We start from the raw sequence: 16,210 nt of genomic DNA, 5'->3' as shown, positions 1-16,210 counted from the left end.
GGCCGGGCGACCGACGTCACGCCGGGTCGGGCGAGACGGGGGACCGGCGGCGGCCCGGCGTCTGGCAGGATTCTCGGGTGCCCGACTCCACGACCGGCCCGCAGACCACGACCCCGTCCGCGCTCGACCCCGAGGTCGCCGCGCGGCTCAAGCGCGACGACGCCGGACTGGTCGCCGCGATCGTCCAGCAGCACGACACCGGTGAGGTGCTCATGCTCGGCTGGATGGACGACGAGGCGCTCCACCGCACCCTGACCACCGGCCGGGTGACGTTCTGGAGCCGGTCGCGCCAGGAGTACTGGCGCAAGGGCGACACGTCGGGCCACGTCCAGGTGGTGCGCTCGGTCGCGCTCGACTGCGACGGGGACGCGCTCCTCGTGCGCGTGCACCAGGTCGGCGCCGCGTGCCACACGGGCACCCGCACGTGCTTCGAGGCCGGGGGAGACCTGGGCGCCGTCGTCGGCGAGCTGCCGTCCGCGCCCGGTGCCCCGGACGCCGGGGCCGCGCCCGCCGTCGGACCGGACCCCGAGGAGGAGAACCAGTGAGCACGACCGTCGACCCGGCCGGCACCACCACCGTCCCTGCGGGCGGTCCCGCGTGGGGCACGACGTGGCCCGTGCTCGACGGCTTCCGCGCGCTCGCCCGCTCCCGCCGGGTCGTCCCGGTCGTGCGGCGCCTCCTGGCCGACGACGTCACGCCCGTCGGGCTCTACCGCACCCTCGCGCAGGGTCGGCCGGGCACCTTCGTGCTGGAGTCCGCGGAGTCGGACGGGCGCTGGGCCCGGTACTCGTTCGTCGGCGTCGCGTCCCGCGCGACCCTCACGGCGCGCGACGGCCGGGCGGTCTGGTCGGGCGACGTGCCCGCGGGCGTCCCGCGCGAGGGCGACGTGGTCGAGGTGCTGGAGGCGACGCTCGGCGTGCTGCGCACGCCCGCGGTCGACGGCCTCCCGCCGCTCACGGGCGGGCTCGCCGGGGCGATCGGGTGGGACGTCATCCGGCACTGGGAGCCGACGCTGCCCGCGCACGCGCCCGACGAGCTGGGCGTCCCGGAGCTCACGCTGTGCCTCGCGACGGACCTCGCGGTCGTCGACCACGCGGAGGGCAGCGTGTGGCTCGTGGCGAACGCGATCAACTTCGACGACACGGACGAGCGGGTCGACGAGGCGTACGCCGACGCGGTGCGGCGCCTGGACGCGATGCAGGCGCGCCTCGTCGCGGGCGGTGCGCACGTCGCGTCGGTCGTGGCCGCGGACGCCGTCGAGCCCGAGCTCGAGTTCCGCTCGACGCGCGACGCGTTCGAGGCGTCCGTCGTGGCGGGCAAGGACGCGATCCGCGAGGGCGAGGTCTTCCAGGTCGTCCTCTCGCAGCGCCTGGACCTCGACTGCCCGGCGGACCCGCTGGACGTCTACCGGGCGCTGCGCACGATCAACCCGAGCCCGTACATGTACTACTTCCAGCTCACGGACGCGGACGGGCGTGACTTCGCGGTCGTCGGGTCGAGCCCGGAGACGCTGGTGAAGGTCGAGGACGGGCGGGTCACGACGTTCCCCATCGCGGGCTCGCGGCCGCGCGGCGCGACGCCCGAGGAGGACGTCGCGCTCGGGGAGGAGCTGCGCGAGGACCCCAAGGAGCTCGCGGAGCACATCATGCTCGTCGACCTCTCGCGCAACGATCTCGTCAAGGTCTGCGAGCCGACGTCGGTCGAGGTCGTGGAGTTCATGGCGACCAAGCGGTTCAGCCACATCATGCACCTGTGCTCGACGGTCGTCGGCACGCTGCGCGACGGCGCGACCGCGCTCGACGCCTTCCGGGCCACGTTCCCCGCGGGGACGCTCTCGGGCGCGCCCAAGCCGCGCGCGATCGCCCTCATCGACGAGCTCGAGCCCGCCTCGCGCGGGATCTACGGTGGGACGGCCGGGTACTTCGACTTCGACGGGAACATGGACATGGCGATCGCCATCCGCACGGCGCTGATCCGCGACGGGCGCGCGAGCGTCCAGGCCGGGGGCGGGATCGTCGCCGACTCCGTGCCGGCGCTCGAGTACGCGGAGTCGCGCAACAAGGCGGCCGCGGCGGTCCGCGCCGTGCAGGTCGCGGCACGGCTGCGGGGGCTCGCGTGAGCCGCCCGGGCGGCCCGGCCCGCCGCACGGCCATCTGGGTCCTGCTGCTCCTCGGGGGCGCGACCCTCGCGGCGGCCGTGCCCACGTGGCTGCGCACGACGGGGGCCACCGCGCTCGACCCGCAGGTCGACGTCGCGGTGGCCGGCACGTCGGCCGCACCCGGCGTGAGCGCGGCCGCGCTCGTGCTCGTCGCGGCCGCGCTCGCGCTCGGCCTCGTGGGACGGGTCGGCCGGTGGGTCGTCCTGGCGGTCGCGGCGGCGAGCGGCGTCGTCGCGACGGTGTCGGCGCTGAGCGTCGCGATCGACCCGGAGCCGACCGCCCGGTCGGCGGTGGCCGAGGCGACGGGCGTGACGGAGCTGACCGCACCGGTCGAGCTCACCGCGGCGCCCTGGGTGGCGGCCGTGCTCGGCGTGCTCACCGTGCTCGTCGTGGTGTGGGTGGCGCTCGGAGCGCGGTCGTGGGCGAGCGCCTCGACGCGGCACGAGCGGGCCGGGGCGACGCCCGCGACGGCAGCCGGCACGCCCGCGGACGGGACCCCCGAGGTCGCGGGCGCGGCGGGTCCCGCCGACGCCGAGGACGTCTCCGACCACGACGCGTGGGACGCGCTCTCCCGCGGCGAGGACCCCACGGACCGCTGAGCAGCGCGGACGTGTCCCACGCGACGTCCGCCGACGTCCCGCGACGGGACGGGCCCCGGCCCGGTCCGATAGGCTCTGACCACATCTTGACGAAAGGCACGACCCTCATGGCCGAGAACCAGCAGACCACCGAGATCGCCTACCTGCCGCCCGCGGCACCGCCCACGAACCACGGCCACACCGTCGCCGCGTGGTTCACCATGATCGGCATCATGGTCGGCGCCCTCGTGGCCGCGATCGGTGTCGTGGTCGCCGCCGTCTGGCTGTTCTGGGTCGGCATGGGCGTCGTGGCCGTGGCGCTCGTCGGTGGCCTCGTGCTCCGCAACATGGGCTACGGGCAGAAGAAGCAGGACGCGCGGTGACGCAGCCGCCGGGACCGGGCCCGCACGACGCCACGCCCCCGCAGGACGGGTCGCAGGCGCCGTACGGCTCGTCGGTGCCCGGCGGCGCGCAGCACCCCGGCCCGCAGGGTCCTGACCAGGGCTACCCCGGTCAGCAGCAGCCCGGCCAGCCGTACCCGGGCCAGCAGTACCCCGGCCAGCAGTACCCCGGTCAGCCGTACCCGGGCCAGCAGTACCCGGCCGGCGCGTACGCGCCGCCGCCGTACTACCCCAAGAACAACCTCGCGATCTGGTCGCTCGTCCTGGGCATCGCCGCGTTCGTGCTCAGCTGCGGCTTCTTCACGGGCATCCCCGCGATCATCGTGGGCAACGCGGCGAAGCGTGCCGTCGCGGAGGGCCAGGCGGACAACGACGGCATGGCGACGGCAGGGATCATCCTCGGCTGGGTCGCGATCGGCCTCTCCGCGATCGGTCTGCTGCTCCTGCTGGTGTTCTTCCCCGCCGTCCTCGCCTGGGTCGGCACGATCCCCGACCAGTACTGACGGGGCGGTCACGTGACGTCCGAGGCGGTGCGCCGACGGCTGGTGCCGCGCGAGGCCGTGGCGCCGCTCGCCGTGGGTGCGCTCGTCGCCGCCGCGACGGTGTACGTGGGCGCCGTCGACCCGAACCGCCCGGGCCACTACGTCACGTGCCCGCTGCTCGCCCTGACGGGCCTCGCGTGCCCCGGGTGCGGCGGCCTGCGGGCCACGCACGACCTCGTGCACCTCGACCTGGCCGCGGCCTGGTCCATGAACCCGCTGTGGGTCGTCGTCGCGCCGCTGCTCGTCGTGCTGTGGGGCCTGTGGCTCGTCCGTGCCTGGCGCGGGCGCCCCGCGCCGCGCGTGCCCGCGGGGGTGGCGTGGACGTCGCTCGCCGTGCTCGTGCTCTTCGGGGTGCTGCGCAACGTGCCCGCCCTGGTCCCGTGGCTCGGCCCGGTGGCTGCCTGAGCCGGCGGCCGTGACCGCGACCGGCCGCGCCGCGCGCGTCTCGGGGGCTGGGCCGTGGTCATCGTCACTCGGGGGCGGCTCTACGATGGCAGGTACCTCCCTGTCAACGGGTCGGCCCGAACCTGTGGGTGCACGCCGGCCGACCGGCCCGGCAGGGGGCGGGACGACACGGGGAGTGGTGGGACGATGACGGTGCTGGACGACATCGTCGCGGGTGTGCGCGAGGACCTCGCGGCACGCCAGGCGACGACCTCGCTCGACGAGCTCAAGGAACGAGCCGCCCGCGTCCCCGGTGCGCTCGAGTGCGTGAGCCGCCTCAAGGCGGACGACGCCGTGGCCGTCATCGCCGAGGTGAAGCGGTCGAGCCCCAGCAAGGGCGCGCTCGCGTCCATCTCCGACCCGGCCGAGCTCGCGGGGGAGTACGAGAAGGGCGGCGCGGCCGCGATCTCGGTGCTCACCGAGCAGCGGCGGTTCAACGGGAGCCTCGCCGACCTCGACGCCGTCCGGGCGCGGGTCGACGTCCCGGTGCTGCGCAAGGACTTCGTCGTGACGCCGTACCAGGTGTGGGAGGCGCGCGCCCACGGCGCGGACATCGTGCTCCTCATCGTCGCCGCGCTCGAGCAGACGGTGCTCACGTCGCTCGTCGAGCGCGTGCACTCGCTCGGCATGACCGCGCTCGTCGAGGTCCACACGCTCGACGAGGTGACGCGCGCGCTCGACGCCGGGGCGCGGGTCGTCGGCGTGAACTCGCGCGACCTCAAGACGCTCGACGTCGACCGCACGACCTTCGCGCGCCTCGCGCCCGCGATCCCCGACGAGGTCGTCCGCGTGGCCGAGTCCGGCGTGCGCGGGCCGCACGACGTCATGGACTACGCCCGCTCCGGCGCGCACGCCGTGCTGGTCGGCGAGGCGCTCGTGACCGACGACGCGCCGCGCTCGTCCGTCGCCGACCTCGTCGCGGCCGGGTCGCACCCGTCGCTGTGGTCCGTGCGGCCCTGAGGCACGACGGCACCGTCCGTCACGTCGCAGGCGCCGCGCCCCGGCCCAGCACACCCCACCACGCAGGAGGACCGGCCCCGTGCCCGACTCGACACCATCGACCACCCCTCCGAGCGGCGCGCACTCCGTCCGCGCCGACCTGACGCGCTCCCTCGCGACCCAGGAGGGTCCCTACTTCGGCGAGTTCGGCGGGCGCTACGTGCCCGAGGCGCTCGTCGCCGCGCTCGACGAGCTCGAGACCGAGTACCGCAAGGCGCTCGACGACCCGGCGTTCGTCACCGAGCTCGCGCGCCTGCAGCGCGAGTACACCGGCCGCCCGAGCCCGCTCACCGAGGTGCCCCGCTTCGCGGAGCACGCCGGCGCCTCGCGCGTGTTCCTCAAGCGCGAGGACCTCAACCACACCGGCTCGCACAAGATCAACAACGTCCTCGGCCAGGCGCTGCTCGTCAAGCGCATGGGCAAGAAGCGCGTGATCGCCGAGACGGGCGCCGGCCAGCACGGCGTCGCGACGGCGACCGCCGCGGCCCTGCTCGACCTCGAGTGCGTCGTGTACATGGGCGAGGAGGACACGCGGCGCCAGGCGCTGAACGTCGCGCGCATGCGCCTCCTCGGCGCCGAGGTCGTCCCCGTGACGATCGGCCAGCGCACCCTCAAGGACGCGATCAACGAGGCGCTGCGCGACTGGGTCGCCAACGTCGACACGACGCACTACCTGCTCGGCACCGTGACCGGGCCCCACCCGTTCCCCGAGATGGTGCGCGAGTTCCACCGCGTCATCGGCGAGGAGGCGCGCACGCAGATCCTCGACCGCATCGGGCGCCTGCCCGACGCGCTCGCCGCGTGCGTGGGCGGCGGCTCGAACGCGCTCGGGCTCTTCAACGCCTTCCTCGACGACGAGGGCGTCGAGCTCTTCGGCTTCGAGGCCGGGGGCGAGGGCATCGAGACGGGCCGCCACGCGGCCCGCTTCAGCGGCGGCGCGCCGGGCGTCCTGCACGGCGCGCGCTCGTACCTCCTCCAGGACGAGGACGGCCAGACCCTGCCGAGCCACTCGGTGTCGGCGGGTCTCGACTACCCGAGCGTCGGGCCGGCCCACTCGTGGCTCCACGACCTCGGCCGCGCGACGTACCTGCCCGTGACCGACGCCGAGGCGATGGACGCGTTCCGGCTGCTGTGCCGCACCGAGGGGATCATCCCCGCGATCGAGTCGGCCCACGCCCTCGCGGGTGCGCTGCGGATCGGGCGCGAGGCCGCGGCCGCGGGCCGCACCGACCACGTGATCCTCGTGAACCTCTCGGGGCGCGGGGACAAGGACGTGGCGACCGCCGCCCGGTGGTTCGACCTCGTGGACGACGACGCGATCGCCGAGACGGCGACGGGCACGGAGGGACAGCTGTGAGCGCCGCCCAGACCCAGGACGCACCCGGGGCGTCGACGCCGGGGACGGCGTCGGCCACCGCCCGCCGCCTGCTCGAGCTGCGCGCGGAGGGCCGCGCGGGGCTCGTCGGCTACCTGCCCGTCGGCTTCCCGACCGTCGAGCGCTCCGTCGAGGCGGCGCTCGCGCTCGTGGACTCGGGCGTGGACGTGCTCGAGCTCGGTATCCCGTACACGGACCCCGTCATGGACGGCCCGGTCATCCAGGCCGCGGCCCAGGCGGCGCTCGACGGCGGCGCGCGCGTCGCGGACGTCTTCCGCGTCGTCGCGGCCGTCACCGAGCGCACGGGCGGGCGCGTGCCGGTGCTCGTCATGACGTACTGGAACCCCGTGCTGCGCTACGGCGTCGACACGTTCGCGCGCGACCTCGCGGCGGCCGGGGGAGCCGGGCTCATCACGGCCGACCTCGTCCCCGACGAGGGCCGCGCGTGGCTGGACGCCGCCGAGGCGCACGGTCTCGACCGCGTGTTCCTCGTCGCGCCGAGCTCGACGCCGGAGCGCCTCCGGCTCACGGCGCGGGCGTCGCGCGGCTTCGTCTACGCGGCCTCGACGATGGGCGTCACGGGCGTGCGCGCCGCCGTCGGGCCCCAGGCCGCGCGGCTCGTCGCCGACACGCGCGCGGCGGGCGCCGAGCTCGTGTGCGTCGGCCTCGGCGTGTCCACGGCCGAGCAGGCCGCGGAGGTCGCGCGCTACGCCGACGGCGTCATCGTCGGCTCGGCGTTCGTCCGGCCCCTGCTGGGCGACGCCCCGTGGGACGAGCGGCTCGCCGCGCTCCGCACGGTCGCCGCCTCGCTGGCCGCCGGGGTGCGGTCCGCCCGCCGGGAGCAGCCCGGCACGACGGCGCCCGGCGGGGTGGTCGCATGAGCGCCGCGCTCGCCGTCGGGCAGCTCGTGGAGGCCGCGGGCGCCCTGCCCGCGGCGATCCCGAGCCCGCCCCAGCACACCTGGTACCTCGGGCCGTTCCCCCTCCGCGCCTACGCGCTCGCGATCCTCGCCGGGATCGGCGTCGCGCTGTGGCTCACGCGCCGCCGCTGGGTCGCGCGCGGGGGAGAGGCCGACGACGTCCTGGAGATCGCGTTCTGGGCGGTCCCGTTCGGGATCGTCGGCGGGCGGCTCTACCACGTCTTCTCGACGCCCGACCCGTACTGGGGCCCGAACGGGGACCCCGTCCGCGCGCTGTACGTGTGGGAGGGCGGCCTCGGCATCTGGGGCGCGGTCGCGCTCGGCGCGGTGGGCGCGTACATCGGGTGCCGGCGCCAGCGCGTGAGCTTCCCGGCGTTCGCGGACGCGCTCGCCCCGGGGCTGCTCCTCGCGCAGGCCGTCGGCCGCCTCGGCAACTGGTTCAACCAGGAGCTGTTCGGCTCGCCCACGACGCTGCCGTGGGGCCTGCGGGTCGACGACTCGGTCGCCGCCGCGGCCGGCTACCCGCCGGGCACGCTGTTCCACCCGACGTTCCTCTACGAGATGGTCTGGAACATCGCCGCTGCCCTGCTCCTGATCTACCTGGACCGTCGGTTCCGGCTCGGTCATGGTCGGGTATTCTGGCTCTACGTCTTCGTCTACACGCTCGGTCGGGTGTGGATCGAGATGCTGCGCATCGACGAGGCCGAGCTCGTCCTCGGTCTCCGGCTGAACGTCTGGACCTCGATCCTGGTCGGTGTCGGTGCGTTGGTAGCGTTTATCGTTGTCGGGCGTCGCCACCCCGGGCGCGAGGAGACGGTGTCCCTCGACGCGCCGGGCGAGGCGCCCGCCACGGAGCCCACGGAGCCGGTCGAGGAGTCGACCGACGCCGCGGACCCCGAGAAGACCGCGGACTCCGACGACTCGGAGGAGTCCGAGCAGGCAGATGCCGCGCGACCAGACCCCGGTCGCTGAGCCTCCGTCACTCAACGGCGAATCCGCCGGGCGACCGCCCGGTGGTTCCGTCATGTCCACCAGGGCCGACGACGTCCCGAACCCCCCAGCTGGAACCAGCCCGGCCGTCTCGGTCGGGCGCCTGTGAGGACGGTGTTGATGACCACGCCGCAGTATCGGGACGCGCACCGGGCACCCGCCCTGTCCGCCCCTCCCACGGCATCCGGTCTGTACGACCCCGCCGCCGAGCACGACGCGTGCGGCGTCGCCTTCGTGGCGACGCTCCGCGGCACGCCCGGACGCGACATCGTGGACGCGGGGCTCACGGCCCTGCTCAACCTGGACCACCGCGGCGCGGTGGGCGCCGAGGAGAACAGCGGCGACGGCGCGGGGATCCTCACGCAGATCCCCGACGCCTTCGTGCGCGACGTGGTCGACGCCGAACTCCCGCCCGCCGGGCACTACGCGATCGGCATGGCGTTCCTCCCGCAGGACCCCGAGGCGGCCGCGACCACGGCCCGCGCGGTCGAGGCGATCGCCGCCGAGGAGAAGCTCGAGGTCCTCGCCTGGCGCGACGTCCCCGTGACGGCCGACCTCGTGGGCCCGAGCGCGCGCGCCTCGATGCCGCTGTTCCGTCAGGTCGTCGTGGCCGACCCGTCGCGCGAGCTGGCCGGCGTCGACCTCGACCGTCGGACCTACCGCCTGCGCAAGCGCGCGGAGAACGAGCTCGGTCTCTTCTTCGCGTCGCTGTCGGCGCGCACGCTCACCTACAAGGGCATGCTCACGACGGCGCAGCTCGAGCCGTTCTTCCCGGACCTCTCCGACCCGCGGTACGCGAGCGAGATCGCGCTCGTCCACTCGCGGTTCTCGACGAACACGTTCCCGTCCTGGCCGCTCGCGCAGCCGTTCCGGATGATCGCGCACAACGGCGAGATCAACACGGTGCGCGGCAACCGGAACTGGATGGCCGCGCGCGAGGGCACGCTCGCGAGCGACGCCCTCGGCGACCTCGCGCCGCTGCTCCCGGTCTGCTCCGACGGCTCGAGCGACTCGGCGAGCTTCGACGAGGTGCTGGAGCTGCTGCACCTGTCGGGCCGCTCGCTGCCGCACGCCGTGCTCATGATGGTCCCGGAGGCGTGGGAGAACCACGCCGAGATGGACCCGGACCTGCGCGCGTTCTACGAGTACCACTCGACGCTCATGGAGCCGTGGGACGGCCCCGCGTGCCTCAACTTCACCGACGGCACCCTCATCGGCGCGGTCCTCGACCGCAACGGCCTGCGCCCCGGGCGCTACTGGGTCACCGAGGACGGCCTCGTCGTGCTCGCGAGCGAGGCGGGCGTCCTCGACCTCGACCCCGCGACGATCGTCCGCAAGGGCCGTCTCGAGCCGGGCCGCATGTTCCTCGTCGACACCGGCCAGGGCCGGATCATCGAGGACGAGGAGATCAAGTCCCAGCTCGCGGCGCAGCGCCCGTACGCGCGGTGGGTCGCGGAGAACGCGGTCTACCTCGACCAGCTCCCCGAGCGCGAGCACGTCGCGCACAGCCCCGCGTCGGTCGAGCGCCGCCAGCGTGCCTTCGGGTACACGCAGGAGGAGCTCAAGGTCATCCTCACCCCGATGGCCAACACGGGCGCCGAGCCCCTCGGCGCCATGGGCACGGACACGCCCATCGCCGTCCTCGCGAAGCGCCCGCGCCTGCTCTTCGACTACTTCACGCAGATGTTCGCGCAGGTCACGAACCCGCCGCTGGACGCGATCCGCGAGGAGCTCGTCACGTCGATCGGCGGGGCGATCGGCCCCGAGCCGAACCTGCTCGTCGACACCCCGGAGCACGCGCGCAAGCTCATGCTGCCGTTCCCGGTGCTCGACAACGACCAGCTCGCGAAGATCATCCGCGTCGACAAGGACCCGAACCTCGCGGGCGTCTTCCGCGCCGTGACGATCAAGGGCCTGTACCGCGTGGCAGGCGGCGGCGAGTCGCTGCTCGCGCGGCTCGAGGAGATCTTCGCCGAGGTCGACGCGCACGTCGCCGCCGGCGCGAGCTTCATCGTGCTGTCGGACCGCGACTCGGACGCCGAGCACGCGCCGATCCCGTCGCTCCTGCTGTCGAGCGCGGTGCACCACCACCTCCTGCGGCGCCACACGCGCACGCAGGTGTCGCTCGTCGTCGAGGCGGGGGACGTGCGCGAGGTGCACCACGTCGCGCTCCTCATCGGCTACGGCGCCGCCGCGGTGAACCCCTACCTCGCGATGGAGACCGTCGAGGACCTCGCACGCCGCGGCTACCTCGCGGTCGACCCGGCCAAGGCCGTCGCGAACCTCATCAAGGGCCTCGGCAAGGGCGTCCTCAAGGTCATGAGCAAGATGGGCATCTCGACCATCTCCTCCTACCGCGGCGCCCAGGTCTTCGAGGCCGTGGGTCTCTCGCACGACCTCGTGCAGGCGTTCTTCACGGGCACGACGTCGCGCCTCAGCGGCATCGGTCTCGACGTCGTCGCGGCCGAGGTCGCGGCGCGCCACGTGGACGCCTACCCGCGCTCCGGCAACCACCGGCCGCACGTCCGCCTCACCACGGGCGGCGAGTACCAGTGGCGCCGTGACAGCGAGGAGCACCTGTTCGACCCGGAGACGGTGTTCCGCCTCCAGCACTCGACGCGCGAGCGCCGGTTCGACATCTTCCGCGAGTACACGCACCGCGTGGACGAGCAGTCCTCGCGGCTCATGACGCTGCGCGGTCTCCTCGAGCTGCGCGAGGGCGAGCGCCCCGCCGTGCCGCTCGACGAGGTCGAGCCCGTGAGCGAGATCGTCAAGCGCTTCAACACCGGCGCGATGTCCTACGGCTCCATCTCGGCCGAGGCGCACGAGACCCTCGCGATCGCGATGAACCGCCTCGGCGGTCGGTCGAACACGGGCGAGGGCGGCGAGGACCCGGAGCGCCTGTACGACCCGGAGCGTCGCTCGAAGGTCAAGCAGATCGCGTCGGGCCGCTTCGGCGTCACGAGCGAGTACCTGACGAACGCGGACGACATCCAGATCAAGCTCGCCCAGGGCGCCAAGCCCGGCGAGGGCGGTCAGCTCCCGGGCCACAAGGTGTACCCGTGGGTCGCGAAGACCCGGCACTCCACGCCGGGCGTCGGCCTCATCTCGCCGCCACCGCACCACGACATCTACTCGATCGAGGACCTTGCGCAGCTCATCCACGACGCGAAGAACGCGAACCCGGCGGCGCGCGTCCACGTCAAGCTCGTCTCCGAGTTCGGCGTCGGCACGGTCGCGACGGGCGTGTCCAAGGCGCACGCGGACGTCGTCCTCATCTCGGGCCACGACGGCGGTACGGGCGCGAGCCCGCTGACGTCCCTCAAGCACGCGGGCACGCCGTGGGAGATCGGCCTCGCCGAGACGCAGCAGACCCTCGTGCTCAACAACCTGCGCGACCGCATCGTCGTGCAGGTCGACGGGCAGATGAAGACCGGGCGCGACGTCGTCGTGGCCGCGCTGCTCGGGGCCGAGGAGTTCGGCTTCGCAACCGCGCCGATGGTCGTCTCGGGCTGCGTCATGATGCGCGTGTGCCACCTGGACACGTGCCCGGTGGGCGTCGCGACGCAGAACCCGGAGCTGCGGGCCCGGTTCACGGGCAAGCCGGAGTTCGTCGTGAACTTCTTCGAGTTCATCGCGGAGGAGGTGCGCGAGTACCTGGCGCGCCTCGGGTTCCGGAGCATCGAGGAGGCGATCGGCCACGTCGAGTACCTCGACACGCGCCAGGCGATCGACCACTGGAAGGCGCAGGGTCTCGACCTCGCGCCCATCCTCGAGAAGCCCGTCCCCGTCGAGGGCGCGTCGCTGCGGAACACGACGACGCAGGACCACGGCCTGGAGAAGGCGCTCGACAACCAGCTCGTCGCGCTGGCCGAGGACGCGCTGGAGCGGCGCGAGCCGGTGCGGATCTCGCTGCCGGTCCGCAACGTCAACCGCACGGTCGGCACGATGCTCGGCCACGAGGTGACCAAGCGCTTCCGCGGCGAGGGCCTGCCGGACGACACGATCGACGTGACCCTCACGGGGTCCGCCGGCCAGTCGCTCGGGGCCTTCCTCCCGCGCGGCGTCACGCTGCGCCTCTTCGGGGACGCGAACGACTACGTCGGCAAGGGCCTGTCGGGCGGGCGGATCGTCGTGCGGCCGGACCGCAACGCGGTCCTCACCGGGTCGAGCAACGTCGTCGCCGGGAACGTCATCGGCTACGGCGCGACGTCGGGCGAGATCTTCCTGCGCGGCCGCGTCGGCGAGCGCTTCGGCGTCCGCAACTCGGGCGCGACGCTCGTCGTCGAGGGCGTGGGCGACCACGGGTGCGAGTACATGACGGGCGGCACGGTCGTCGTGCTGGGCCCGACCGGACGCAACTTCGGCGCCGGCATGTCCGGCGGCACCGCGTACGTGCTCGACCTGCGCGAGAGCGCCGTGAACACGAGCGCGCTCGCGACCGGCGAGCTCGGGCTGAGCCCGCTCGAGGACGCCGAGGTCGCGCTCGTCGAGCGGCTCGTCCGCCGTCACCACGAGGAGACCGGCTCGCCGCTCGCGGCCGAGCTGCTCGAGGACTTCGCCACGGCGGTGCAGCGCTTCACGCGCGTCCTGCCGACCGACTTCGCCCGCATGCGCTCGGCGCTCGAGAAGGCCGAGTCGGCCGGTCTCGACCCGGCCGCGCCCGGCGTGTGGGACCAGATCTTGGAGGTGGCCCGTGGCTGACCCCCGCGGATTCCTGAAGGTGCGGGAGCGCGAGCTCCCGCCGAACCGCCCGGTGGCCGTGCGCCTGCGGGACTGGAAGGACGTGCACGCGCACCTCGAGGAGGGCCAGCCGTTCCTCAAGGAGCAGGCGGGTCGCTGCATGGACTGCGGCATCCCGTTCTGCCACCAGGGCTGCCCGCTCGGGAACCTCATCCCCGAGTGGAACGACCTCGTCTACCGCGAGCAGTGGGCCGACGCGATCGACCGCCTCCACGAGACGAACAACTTCCCGGAGTTCACCGGTCGCGTGTGCCCGGCGCCGTGCGAGTCGAGCTGCGTGCTCGGCATCAACCAGCCGCCCGTGACGATCAAGAACGTCGAGGTCTCGATCATCGACGAGGCGTTCGAGCGCGGGTACGTCACGCCCCAGGTGCCGCAGCGGCTCACCGGCTTCACGGTCGCGGTCGTCGGGTCCGGCCCCGCCGGGCTCGCCGCCGCGCAGCAGCTCACGCGCGCCGGGCACACCGTCGCGGTGTACGAGCGCGACGACGCCGTCGGGGGCCTGCTGCGCTACGGCATCCCCGACTTCAAGCTCGAGAAGCACCACATCGACCGCCGCGTCGCACAGATGGAGGCCGAGGGCACGCGGTTCCGCCCCGGCGTCGAGATCGGCGTCGACATCACGTGGGACGACCTGCGGGCGCGGTACGACGCCGTCGTGGTCGCGACCGGTGCGACGGTGCCGCGCGACCTGTCGGTGCCCGGGCGCGAGCTCGGCGGCATCCACTTCGCGATGGACTTCCTGCACCAGGCGAACGCGGTCGTGGCGGGGCACGAGGTGCCCGGCCAGATCACGGCCACGGGCAAGCACGTCATCGTCATCGGTGGCGGCGACACGGGCTCGGACTGCCTCGGCACCTCGCTGCGCCAGGGCGCGGCGAGCGTCACGACGCTCGCGATCGGCAAGCAGCCGCCGCTCGAGCGGTCCGCGACCCAGCCGTGGCCGACCGACCCGATCGTGTTCGAGGTGTCCTCGTCCCACGAGGAGGGCGGCGAGCGCGAGTTCCTCGCGTCGACCGTCGCGTTCCTCGGCGACGAGAACGGGGCCGTGCGCGCGCTGCGCGTCGCGGAGACCGAGTACCTGCCCGACGGCCGTCGCGTGCCCAAGGAGGGCACCGAGCGCGAGATCCCCGCGGACCTCGTGCTCGTCGCGATGGGCTTCACCGGACCGGAGACGGCTGCCCTCACGACCCAGACGGGCGCGGACCTCACGGGGCGCGGCCTCGTGGCGCGCGGCGACGACTTCGCGTCGTCGCTGCCCGGGGTCTTCGTGGCCGGCGACGCCGGTCGTGGGCAGTCGTTGATCGTGTGGGCGATCGCCGAGGGGCGGGCGGCGGCGGCATCCGTCGACGCCTACCTTCAGGGAGGGACCGAGCTGCCCGCGCCCGTGCGCGCGAACACCGTGTCCTTGCGCGCTTGACGTGCACCCCGACGTCGGATGTCCGGCGCCGGGACGATGAGCGGGGCATCCTAGGGAGGGGCACCCCGCGACGACCGGCTCCTGGCCGGTCGGAAGACTAGAGGCTGGAGATATGCGCAGAGCAAAGATCGTCTGCACCATCGGACCCGCGACCGAGTCGAAGGAGCAGCTCCGCGCGCTCGTCGACGCGGGCATGGACGTGGCGCGGATCAACCGCAGCCACGGCAGCGCCGAGGAGCACGCGGCCGTCTACCACGGCGTGCGCGAGGCCGCCGCCGAGTCGGGCCGCTCCGTGGCCGTCCTCGTCGACCTCCAGGGGCCGAAGATCCGTCTGGGCCGCTTCGCGGGCGACGAGAAGCACTGGCTCGAGGAGGGTGACACCTTCACGATCACGACCGAGGACGTCGTCGGGACCAAGGAGCTCGTCTCCACGACGCACAAGGGCCTGCCGGGCGACGCCCGCGTCGGCGACCCGATCCTCATCGACGACGGCAAGGTGCTCGTCCGCGTCACCGCCGTCGAGGGCCCGCGCGTCGTCACGCGCGTCGAGGTCGCCGGCCCGGTGTCGAACAACAAGGGCCTGAACCTCCCGGGTGTCGCGGTCTCCGTGCCGGCGCTCTCCGAGAAGGACCAGGACGACCTGCGCTGGGCCCTCGCGCTCGGCGCGGACATCATCGCGCTGTCGTTCGTGCGGTCCGCGAAGGACTTCGAGGACGTCAAGCGGATCATGGACGAGGAGGGCCGCACGGTCCCCGTCGTCGCGAAGATCGAGAAGCCGCAGGCCGTCGAGAACCTCGCCGAGATCGTCGACGCGTTCGACGGCGTCATGGTCGCCCGCGGCGACCTCGCGGTCGAGCTCCCGCTGGAGCAGGTGCCGCTCGTCCAGAAGCGCATCGTCGAGCTCGCGCGTCGCAACGCGAAGCCCGTCATCGTCGCCACGCAGGTGCTCGAGTCCATGACGAACTCGCCGCGCCCGACGCGCGCCGAGGCGTCCGACTGCGCCAACGCCGTCCTCGACGGCGCCGACGCGGTCATGCTCTCGGGCGAGACGAGCGTGGGCGAGTACCCGATCCTCACGGTCCAGACGATGGCCCGGATCATCGAGGCGACGGAGGAGGCGGGCCGCGAGCGGATCGCGCCGCTCGGCTCGACGCCGCACACCCGCGGTGGCGCCATCACGCGCGCGGCGGCCGAGATCGGCGAGATCCTCGGTGCGAAGTATCTCGCGACGTTCACGCAGTCGGGCGACTCGGCGCGCCGCATGTCGCGCCTGCGCTCGTCCATCCCGCTGCTCGCGTTCACGCCGCGCGAGCACGTGCGCAACGTCCTGTCGCTCACGTGGGGCACCCAGACGTACCAGGTGCCCGAGGTGGAGAACACCGACGCGATGGTCGGCCAGGTCGACACGACCCTGCAGGCCAACGGCCTCGCCGAGGTCGGCGACCTCGTGGTCGTCGTCTCCGGCGCCCCCGTGGGCCAGCCGGGCACGACGAACTCGATCCTCGTGCACAAGATCGGCGACCACTCCGACACCCGGAACTGACGTCCGGGGCTCTCACCGGAGCTGACGCCGCGCGCCCGCCACGGGCGCTCGTGCTGCCCGACGGCGGCGCCCCCTGCGCGGGGGCGCCGCCGTCGGTC

General features: G+C 73.8%; 13 protein-coding genes. All 13 read left to right on the top strand.

Going from position 1 to position 16,210, the window contains the following annotated elements; translation table 11 throughout:
• Positions 1-77: 77 nt before the first annotated feature.
• The 13 genes from hisI to pyk all read left to right on the top strand — a co-directional run bounded on the left by hisI (position 78) and on the right by pyk (position 16,112).
• Positions 78-545 (top strand): phosphoribosyl-AMP cyclohydrolase, encoded by a 468-nt coding sequence (gene hisI, locus B9L22_RS11825; protein WP_076404777.1) that lies wholly within the window; start codon positions 78-80, stop codon positions 543-545.
• Positions 542-2,119, top strand: coding sequence for an anthranilate synthase component I (locus B9L22_RS11820; protein WP_086150499.1), 1,578 nt, complete (start codon positions 542-544; stop codon positions 2,117-2,119). The genes hisI and B9L22_RS11820 overlap by 4 nt, the downstream gene beginning before the upstream one ends.
• Positions 2,116-2,757 (top strand): Trp biosynthesis-associated membrane protein, encoded by a 642-nt coding sequence (locus tag B9L22_RS11815; protein ID WP_086150498.1) that lies wholly within the window; start codon positions 2,116-2,118, stop codon positions 2,755-2,757. Before B9L22_RS11820 ends, B9L22_RS11815 begins: the two co-directional genes overlap by 4 nt.
• An 86-nt stretch (positions 2,758-2,843) precedes the next feature.
• A complete protein-coding gene (locus B9L22_RS11810) occupies positions 2,844-3,119 on the top strand; it encodes an HGxxPAAW family protein (protein WP_228075274.1) in 276 nt (91 codons plus the stop codon).
• Positions 3,116-3,640, top strand: coding sequence for a DUF4190 domain-containing protein (locus B9L22_RS11805; RefSeq protein WP_143317260.1), 525 nt, complete (start codon positions 3,116-3,118; stop codon positions 3,638-3,640). The genes B9L22_RS11810 and B9L22_RS11805 overlap by 4 nt, the downstream gene beginning before the upstream one ends.
• A 12-nt stretch (positions 3,641-3,652) precedes the next feature.
• Complete coding sequence (locus B9L22_RS11800) at positions 3,653-4,084, top strand: DUF2752 domain-containing protein (RefSeq protein WP_086150496.1); 432 nt, start codon at positions 3,653-3,655, stop codon at positions 4,082-4,084.
• A 186-nt stretch (positions 4,085-4,270) separates the two neighbouring features.
• A complete protein-coding gene (trpC, locus tag B9L22_RS11795; RefSeq protein WP_043651188.1) occupies positions 4,271-5,083 on the top strand; it encodes an indole-3-glycerol phosphate synthase TrpC in 813 nt (270 codons plus the stop codon).
• A gap of 139 nt (positions 5,084-5,222) precedes the next feature.
• Positions 5,223-6,479, top strand: a complete 1,257-nt coding sequence (gene trpB, locus B9L22_RS11790) for a tryptophan synthase subunit beta (protein WP_043651228.1) — start codon at positions 5,223-5,225, stop codon at positions 6,477-6,479.
• The gene (gene trpA / locus B9L22_RS11785; RefSeq protein ID WP_086150495.1) at positions 6,476-7,378 is read left to right on the top strand and encodes a tryptophan synthase subunit alpha; all 903 of its coding nucleotides are present in this window, start codon (positions 6,476-6,478) and stop codon (positions 7,376-7,378) included. Before trpB ends, trpA begins: the two co-directional genes overlap by 4 nt.
• Positions 7,375-8,388 carry a prolipoprotein diacylglyceryl transferase gene (gene lgt / locus B9L22_RS11780; protein WP_021480415.1) on the top strand — a complete coding sequence of 338 codons (1,014 nt, stop codon included), beginning with the start codon at positions 7,375-7,377 and terminating at the stop codon, positions 8,386-8,388. Before trpA ends, lgt begins: the two co-directional genes overlap by 4 nt.
• Positions 8,389-8,526: 138 nt before the next feature.
• Positions 8,527-13,110, top strand: coding sequence for a glutamate synthase large subunit (gene gltB / locus B9L22_RS11775; protein WP_061267745.1), 4,584 nt, complete (start codon positions 8,527-8,529; stop codon positions 13,108-13,110).
• Positions 13,103-14,569, top strand: coding sequence for a glutamate synthase subunit beta (locus tag B9L22_RS11770; RefSeq protein WP_021480417.1), 1,467 nt, complete (start codon positions 13,103-13,105; stop codon positions 14,567-14,569). Before gltB ends, B9L22_RS11770 begins: the two co-directional genes overlap by 8 nt.
• A gap of 112 nt (positions 14,570-14,681) precedes the next feature.
• Positions 14,682-16,112: a pyruvate kinase gene (gene pyk / locus B9L22_RS11765; RefSeq protein ID WP_021480418.1), complete on the top strand. Its 1,431-nt coding sequence runs from the start codon at positions 14,682-14,684 to the stop codon at positions 16,110-16,112.
• Positions 16,113-16,210: the final 98 nt, after the last annotated feature.

Origin of the sequence: Cellulosimicrobium sp. KWT-B (assembly GCF_002127155.1) — a bacterium.
Classification (GTDB): Bacteria; Actinomycetota; Actinomycetes; order Actinomycetales; family Cellulomonadaceae; genus Cellulosimicrobium; species Cellulosimicrobium funkei.
The sequence above is the reverse complement of the archived record's forward strand: the minus strand, read 5'-3'. Positions and strand labels throughout refer to the sequence as shown.